The sequence below is a fragment of the Streptomyces sp. 150FB genome (genome assembly GCF_000818195.1).
Lineage (GTDB): Bacteria > Actinomycetota > Actinomycetes > Streptomycetales > Streptomycetaceae > Streptomyces.
Window position 1 is genome coordinate 3,993,399 of record NZ_JTHL01000001.1, and the last position, 7,211, is coordinate 4,000,609.

General features: G+C 71.2%; 6 protein-coding genes and 2 pseudogenes. All 8 read right to left on the reverse strand.

The window, feature by feature from the left end:
• Positions 1 to 268, reverse strand: a pseudogene (locus tag QR77_RS47805) (zinc ribbon domain-containing protein); the annotation flags it as partial.
• Between the two features lie 503 nt (positions 269 to 771).
• Positions 772 to 1,329, reverse strand: a complete 558-nt coding sequence (locus tag QR77_RS17020; protein ID WP_040022686.1) for a phage tail protein — start codon at positions 1,327 to 1,329, stop codon at positions 772 to 774.
• The gene (locus QR77_RS17025) at positions 1,326 to 3,284 is read right to left on the reverse strand and encodes a putative baseplate assembly protein (protein ID WP_040022688.1); all 1,959 of its coding nucleotides are present in this window, start codon (positions 3,282 to 3,284) and stop codon (positions 1,326 to 1,328) included. Before QR77_RS17025 ends, QR77_RS17020 begins: the two co-directional genes overlap by 4 nt.
• On the reverse strand, positions 3,284 to 3,721 hold the full coding sequence (locus QR77_RS17030) for a GPW/gp25 family protein (RefSeq protein WP_040022690.1): 438 nt from the start codon (positions 3,719 to 3,721) through the stop codon (positions 3,284 to 3,286). Before QR77_RS17030 ends, QR77_RS17025 begins: the two co-directional genes overlap by 1 nt.
• The gene (locus QR77_RS17035) at positions 3,721 to 5,601 is read right to left on the reverse strand and encodes a VgrG-related protein (protein WP_040022691.1); all 1,881 of its coding nucleotides are present in this window, start codon (positions 5,599 to 5,601) and stop codon (positions 3,721 to 3,723) included. Before QR77_RS17035 ends, QR77_RS17030 begins: the two co-directional genes overlap by 1 nt.
• A complete protein-coding gene (locus QR77_RS17040) occupies positions 5,601 to 6,317 on the reverse strand; it encodes a LysM peptidoglycan-binding domain-containing protein (protein ID WP_040022693.1) in 717 nt (238 codons plus the stop codon). Before QR77_RS17040 ends, QR77_RS17035 begins: the two co-directional genes overlap by 1 nt.
• A gap of 1 nt (position 6,318) precedes the next feature.
• Positions 6,319 to 6,756, reverse strand: coding sequence for a phage tail protein (locus QR77_RS17045; protein ID WP_040022694.1), 438 nt, complete (start codon positions 6,754 to 6,756; stop codon positions 6,319 to 6,321).
• Positions 6,757 to 6,809: 53 nt separating this feature from the next.
• A pseudogene (locus tag QR77_RS47430) lies at positions 6,810 to 7,211 on the reverse strand (hypothetical protein); the annotation flags it as partial.

The window sequence follows — 7,211 nt, forward strand, 5'->3', positions numbered from 1 at the left end:
CCTGCCCGTGCGGGGCCTGGACCTGCGGTCGCGCGGTGATCGGGCGGCCCGGCTGCACCGGGGCCACGGACGGCGGCGCCGCCGCCCGGCCGGGATCGGCGACGGGTATGAGCAGGGCCCTGGCCCGTTCCGTGGCGAGGGGATCGTTCGCGGGAGCGGCACCGGCACCGGGGGCCGGTTCGGCGCCCGGGTTACCGGGCGCCGCGGCGCGCGAGCGCGCGGTGGCCGCGGTGTCGGCGGTCTCCGGATAGGTGTAGTCGGGTGCCACGGGGGCGGCGGCCCAGGGTCCGTTGTCGTTGCCCTGCCCGCTCCCGTACCCCTGCCCGGCCCCGGCCCCGGCGGTGTGCGAGGGGTACGGAGAGGGAACGCCCGGGTGCGCCGGTTCCGGCGCGGGCGACGCGCCCTGCGGCCAACCGCCACCGCCACCGCTCCCGCCCGCCGTCCGGCCGGAGCGCGCGGTGTCGACGTCGTCAGGAATACCGGCGTCGGGGACGGATCCGAAGCCAGCCCCGGGCCCATGCCCAGGCCCAGGCGCAGGTCCAGCCCCAGGCCCATGCTCAGGCCCAGTTCCAACCCCAGCCCCAGGAATCCCCTGCCACGGCGTGTCGTCATTGCCGACCGACGCCGGCTCGGGCCGCCGCGCCGGGGCCGGCGTCCAACTGAGCACCGCACCGCAGCTTTCGCAGAAGGACTGCCCCGGGCTCGGCGGCGTACCGCACACGGAGCACGCCGGCGCGCTCTGTCCCCGGTCCGCGTCCGCGGTCTGTCTGGTCACCTGTCAAGGGTCCTCTCGGCTGCGGTCACCTGGACCGTGTACGGCATGTGGGCAGGACGGGCCGCGGCCACCAGGGTTTCCAGCCGGTGCCGGTCCATGGGGGACGGGTCGGGCAGCGTGAGGGCCACGTGCAGCCTCGGCCGGCGGTCGCCGGGGACCGGCCCGAGCGGCCGGGCGTCCCAGGTCGCCGCACCGCTCTCGGTGATCTCCGGCTCGACGCCGAAGGCGAGCCGTACCGCCTCGGACAGGCCGCGCCGGGTTCCCCTGATGCGGTGCAGGTGCGCGGCTGAGGCGACCGCGGCGCGCAGCAGCCCTTCGTCCTCCGTGCCCTCGGTCTCCGCGCCGACCCAGTCGCTGAGCCAGCGGACGAAGTCGACGGGGGCCAGCGAGGGGCTGAAGTAGGCCTCAAGGCAGTCGAGCACGTTGTGCAGCGGCGCGAGCACCTCGTCGAGCCCGGCGACGAAGCGCTGCGCCATGTCGTCGTCCGCGAAGACGGCGGGCAGCATCAGGCCCAGCGGCGACGAGGTGCCCAGGCCGTCGACGGAGCCCCTCACGACGGGTCCCCGATGACGCGGACCCGGTGGTCGAAGGAGAAGACCAGGGCGGCGGCGTCGAGGTCGATCCGGTCGGTCGGGTCGCCTCGCTTGCCGGTCAGCGGGTCGGCGGGGTGGAGCAGCACCTGGTCGACGAGTTCGACACCGGGTACGCGTTGCAGCACGGCGAAGATCTCACCGGACTGCACCGGCCGCCCGAACGACCAGCCGGTGCCGCCGCTTCCGCCGGCCAGCGGGTCGAGGTGCTGGTAGAGGGCGTCGTGCGCCTGCCGCCGGACCCGGTCGGCGTCGGTGCCCCGGAAGGCGTGCACGGTGGCGACGACGGTGACGCCCTGGTAGTAGGGCGGGCCCACGGCCAGCCGGGTGCCGATCAGTCTGCGGTCGTCGAGGTAGTGGGTGATCCGCCCCAACAGCCCGTCCCCGGGGACGAGTTGCTCGAAGCGCAGCCGCCCACCGGGGTCGGCGACCGCCTGCGGGACGACCAGCACCCGTACCGCGTGGGCGCCGTGCTCGTCCGGGTCGCCCTCGATGCAGGTGATACGGGCGGTCTCGGGCGCCGCGCGCCGGGCCAGCTCCTCGTAGTCCCGCAGGGTCACGGCGCGGTCCTGGGCGCGCAGGGTGATCGGGGCGCGGGCCTTCGCCTCGTCGACGGTCTCGGCGTCCACCCCGCCCGTCGCGGCCTCGCGGTTGATCACTTCGGAGACGTACGGGACCGAGTTGCGCACCACCTGGATGGCGCCGCGTGCGACGTTCCCCGCCCTGCCCCCGCCGGTGCGGTACTGACGGGCGCGGATGACGGAGCCCTTGGGCGGCACGGCGCCGTACTGGCGCAGGCTCCCGTCGGGTTCGCGTACGGCGGTGCCGAAGGCTATCTCGCCGGTGGCCGCGTCGAGGGTGAAGTGGCGGTCGTCGGGGCCGGAGGCGGCGAAGTGCGGGACGGCCTCCCAGTCGGTCCACCCCTCGTCGGCCGCGACCTGGAGGTGCAGCGGGGGTACGTCGCCGACGACGGGCGCGTTGGCCAGTCGCAGCCGCTGTCCGGGCAGCCCGGTCGACTCCCCCAGCGCCTCGTCGCCCACCGTCTCGGCGTGTACGGCGCCGGTGGTGCCGCCGATCGTGAACACCTCGGCCGACCGCACGGTGGGCGAGGTCGCGTAGAAGGGCTGGTTGGGCAGCGGCTCGGTGACGCGGCAGCGCAGCCAGCCCGCCTCGCGCCGTCCGGTGCGGGACAGGACATGGCCGCCGGGTACGTGCAGCACGACCTCGCCCGGACGGTTGAGCCCGCCGGTCTCGTCCCTGTCGACCTCGCACAGCGTCCAGCCGTCCTCGGTCCAGGCCTCCCAGACCAGCGGCGGCTGCCGGGGGTCGACACCGACACCGTCGACGCGGCTGTCGAGCGTGAGCGCCACGGCGCAGTGCGGTACGGCGGCGGTGAGCCCGAACATCAGGCAGTCACCGGGCCGCGGCGACTCGGCGAAGCAGTGCAGGTCCTTGCCCTCGGCGAGGTCCGACGTACGGTCGACGACCGCCTCCCCGCTCTGCTGCACGACGAGGAAGCCCAACGCGCTGGGGACGACGCTGAGTTCGCGCTCGGTGGCGAAGACCACCGCCTCCTCGCTCTCGGTACGGGTGGTGGCGACCTCGGTGCCGACCGGCAGCCGTACCACCTCCTCCAGCGGCGCCGACAGCCAGAAGGTGACGTCGGCGCGCGAGGCCGAGGGCGGGAAGAGGGTGATCCCTATGAGGTCGAGGAAGGCCAGGTGGTTCTTCTCGGGCACGCGGTTCAGCCGGTACACGATCTGGTCGGCCATGTGCGCGACCGTCTCGACAAGTGTGACGCCGGGGTCGGACACGTTGTGGTCGGTCCACTCCGGCGCGCGCTGCTGGATGTAGCGCTTGGCGTCGTCCACGAACTGCTGGAAGCGGCGGTCGTCGAGATTGGGGGAGGGCAGTGCCATCAGCGGTCGCTTTCGGTGGCCGGTCCGAGATCTGAGGACGGCTCGTCGTGGGAGGGGATGACGTAGAACGGGAAGACCAGGCTGCGCGGGTTGTTGGTGCCGCGGATCGAGTAGCGGACGTCGATGAAGAGCACGCCCTGCTCGTCCCCGGTGCTCACCTCGACGTCCTCGACCTCGATGCGCGGCTCCCAGCGGTCCAGGCTGGTGCGGACCTCGTGCTGGATGCGGCCCGCCGTGGCCTCGTTGATGGGGGCGAAGACCATGTCGTGGATGCCGCAGCCGAATTCGGGCCGCATCGGCCGCTCGCCCGGCGCGGTGGCCAGCACGAGGCGCATGGCCTCCTCGACTTCGCGCACACCGCTGACCATGGCGATACCGCCGGTGGGGCCGATGCGGATCGGGAACGCCCATCCGGTACCGACGAATTGCTCGGGCATCAGGGAATCACCATGACTTGCAACCCGTCGAGGGTGGCCTCTCCCAGCATCTTGATGATGCCTGCCAGTTGGATGTTGAGGCTCTTCAGGTTGAGGGCCATCGCCGAGTCGAGATTCAGCATGGTCGTGCCGGTCACGGTCGTCTCCAGCCCGGTCAGGCTGAGCGCGGCCGCGGCCTTGACGCTGACGGCCTTCCCCGTGATCGACAGGGTTCCGCCGCTGTTGATCGACAGCTTGGCGCGTGCGTCCAGCGAGATGTCCGCCGCCTCGACGGACACCTTCCGGGTGCCCGAGATGGTCACGCTGCCCTTGCTGTCGATGGTGATCTCGGTCTTGGTGCGGTCCAGGTTGATGGTGAGTCTGTTGTCACCGGTGTTGAGCCGCACCCCCTGCTTGCCTCCGGTGCGCTGGTCCAGCAGGTCGAGACGGTTCCCGCTGCGGTCGGCGAGGGTACGACGTACGGTCTTGCCGCTGGTGGCGTCGTACGGCTGTACGTCGACCACGCCGGGCTTGTCCCGGCCGTTGTAGAGGCCGCCGATGACGAACGGGTGGTCCAGGGCGCCCCGGTCGAACGTCACCAGCACCTCGTCGTCCACGTCCAGGCCGATCAGCCCGCCGCCCTTCACACCGCCGGCCTGCACCGTACGGGTCCAGTCGCTGACGTACGTGTCGTCGAGCCAGGGGAACCGGAGCTTGACCCGGCCCTGCCTGAGCGGGTCCTTGATGTCGGTGACCAGGGCGTTGGCGACGCTGGGCAGCCGGGGCATGCCGCCCGCGCCGCCCGAGGTGAGGCCGTACAGCGAACGCCACTGGCGTCCGCTGACGGTCAGGAACGTCTCGTAGCCGCCCCCGCCGGACCCGAAGCTGTGGCGGGCGCCGGTCACCGTGTACTTGCCCTCGAAGGGGTCGCCGATCCCGCTGAGACTGACGGGGACGCCGGGTCGCAGCTTGGGGTTGCCGGTGGCGGTCACCTCCAGCTCGGCGAACGAGGCGGTGACGTCGTCGGCGAGCGCCGAGGCGGCGTTCTTCACCTCCCCCTGCTTGTCGTAGGGGGTGTCGGTCTCGACCAGCGTGGCGGTCCCGAAGGCGGTGACGGCCTTGGCCGGGGAGGTGCCGATCGCGATGGCCGGGCTGGTGGCGGCGGGCGACTGGCCGACGAGGGCCTTCTTGGTCGTCACGTCCCAGCCGCGCGCCCGGACCTGGGACACCTGGTCGGCCGAGGTGACGGCGGCCCGGCAGCGCCGGATGTTCTCGCGGGCGAGGACCTGCGGGCTGGTGTTGACCAGAGCGCTCGAAGCGGGCGCGCCGGACGCCGGGTCGCGCTTTACGAAGGTGAACTTGCCTCGCGCGTTCAGGGACATCACCATCTCGTTCTCGTCGGCGAGACGGCTGAGGAAGTCCCAGTCGGTGACGTTGGCCTGGGTGATGAACTCGTAGACGGTCGTGGTCCGGCCGATGCTGCCGATCGGGACCTTGTCCTTGCCCGCCAACTGGCGCGCGATGTCGGAGGCGGTCATGTTGCGGTACGCCGTCACCCGGCGCTGCCTCAGCATCCGGTGGCCGAGGTCGTAACCGCGTACGACGGTGAAGCTGCCGGTGCCGTCGTAGTCGCTCTCCAGGCCCGTGACCTCACCGGTGAGCAGCGGGAACTGGGCGCCCTGGCTGGCGGCGACCGGGGCGAGCATCACCTTCGTGCCGATCTTGATGTTGGCCTTGGCGAGCACCAGCCGGTCGGGGTCGCGGAAGTCGAGCTGGAACGATCCTGGCACCCCGGCACCGAAGTCGACCCAGCCCGATGTGAGCAGCGGGGCGATGTCGTCCGTCAACTTCCGTCCGTCGAAGGTGACATGGAAAATATTGGAGTAACTGACCTGACTCATCAGAAACCGACCTCTTCAGCGGCGGGGAGCATGAGTTCCGTGCCGGGCCGCAACTGCGCCGGATCGTCAATGCCGTTGGCCTCGGCGATGGTACGCCAGGCGGTGGCGTCCCCGTACTCGCGCCAGGCGAGGTGCTGGAGCGAGTCGCCCGCGACGACCCGGTGCACCCGCCGGGCGGTGAGCGCGCCGGAGGTGGGGTTCTGGCCGGCGGTCTTGGTCGGGATCTCGTTCAGCTCCACCTGGCAGAGGGCGCGGGTCGGCACCCCGGTGGAACTCATCTGCACCTGCTGCACGTTCACCGAGCTCACGTAAGCGGTGAACCGGACGGTGGAGTTGCCGCCCCAGTTGAAGACCACCCAGGGGGGCGAGGGCTGCTTCGCAGCGATGCTGGCGGTGGTCGTCTCGCAGCAGGAGAAGAGCAGTTCGACGTTCTTGAGCACGTCGTTGCTGTCCGGCTTCTCGGAGCGGTCCAGCAGGATGTCCACCGTCATGTTGCGAGGCACGGGACCCATGAACTCAGGAACGGCGCCGGAACGCACGGCGGCGCTCGGGGTGGTCTTCCACTGGGCCTGGCGGCTCAGCGTGAGCTGGGACGGGTTGTAGTCGAAGCGCAGAGTGCTGATCAGCGAACCGGGTGTGGTGCTGAAGCCGATGGGTGGTTCGTGAATGGCCAGCGTCGCCCGTGTCAGGCTCTTGCCGGCGCCTTTGCCCGCCATCTTATGCCGCCCCCGCATCGGTGAAGCCGTGGTGCGTGATCACCAAGGTCTCGACAGCCACGGCCGGGTTCTCCGGATTGAACCCCGGCCCGTTCCAGCTCACCGGGAGCACTTCTATCAGCCCCCAGCGGGCGACGATCGAGCCGTCGGCGCGCTTCGCCGCGATCAGCCCGGTGGGACGGGTGATGCCGGTGGTGATGGAACTGATCCAGGTCCCGACCTTCACCGTCTCGGGGGTGAGAGGGCGGGTCAACGTGATGTTGGAGAAAGTGACCCGGGAGGGCAGTTGCCACACGAACCCGTTGTTGCCGCCCTCCTGGTGCTGGTGGATCTCCACATTGGCGGCGAGTCCGTCGCAGGTGTTGAAGCGTCCCAGGCCCTGACCGTCGATGGTCAGGTCAAAGTAGATGGTGGAACCGGGATCCAGATCCTGGGGCATCGATGCGGCCTTCCTGCGGGTGGGTCGAGGTGGTGCGGCATGGCGTCGGCGATTCAGCGGCGAGGATCACGCAGCCTGCCGATCCGCTCCCGGTCGAGCCGCAGCTCGGTACGGAGCAGCCTGGTCAGCGGTCCGATCAGCTTGTGGGTCAGCTCGTCGACCTGTTCGTCCTTCAGCTTCCGGGCGTCGAAGCCGGTGGTGGCGGGGGTGCTGTCGCTCGCTTTGTGCGTCTGGCCGGCGATCGCGCTGTACGGGGGCGGGGGGTCGTTCCGGCCGCCGGAGCTGCCGCCGCTCTTGCCGCTCCCGCCGCCGTTCGTACTGCGGTGGGCCACGACAGGGGTCACCACGGGTGCGGCGGCGCGGGCCGGGGAGAGGAACGCGTTCAACCCGCTCATCGCTTTCGCCACGGACGGGGTCGACGGCACCCGCTGCACCGGCAGCGGGATGGGCTGCAC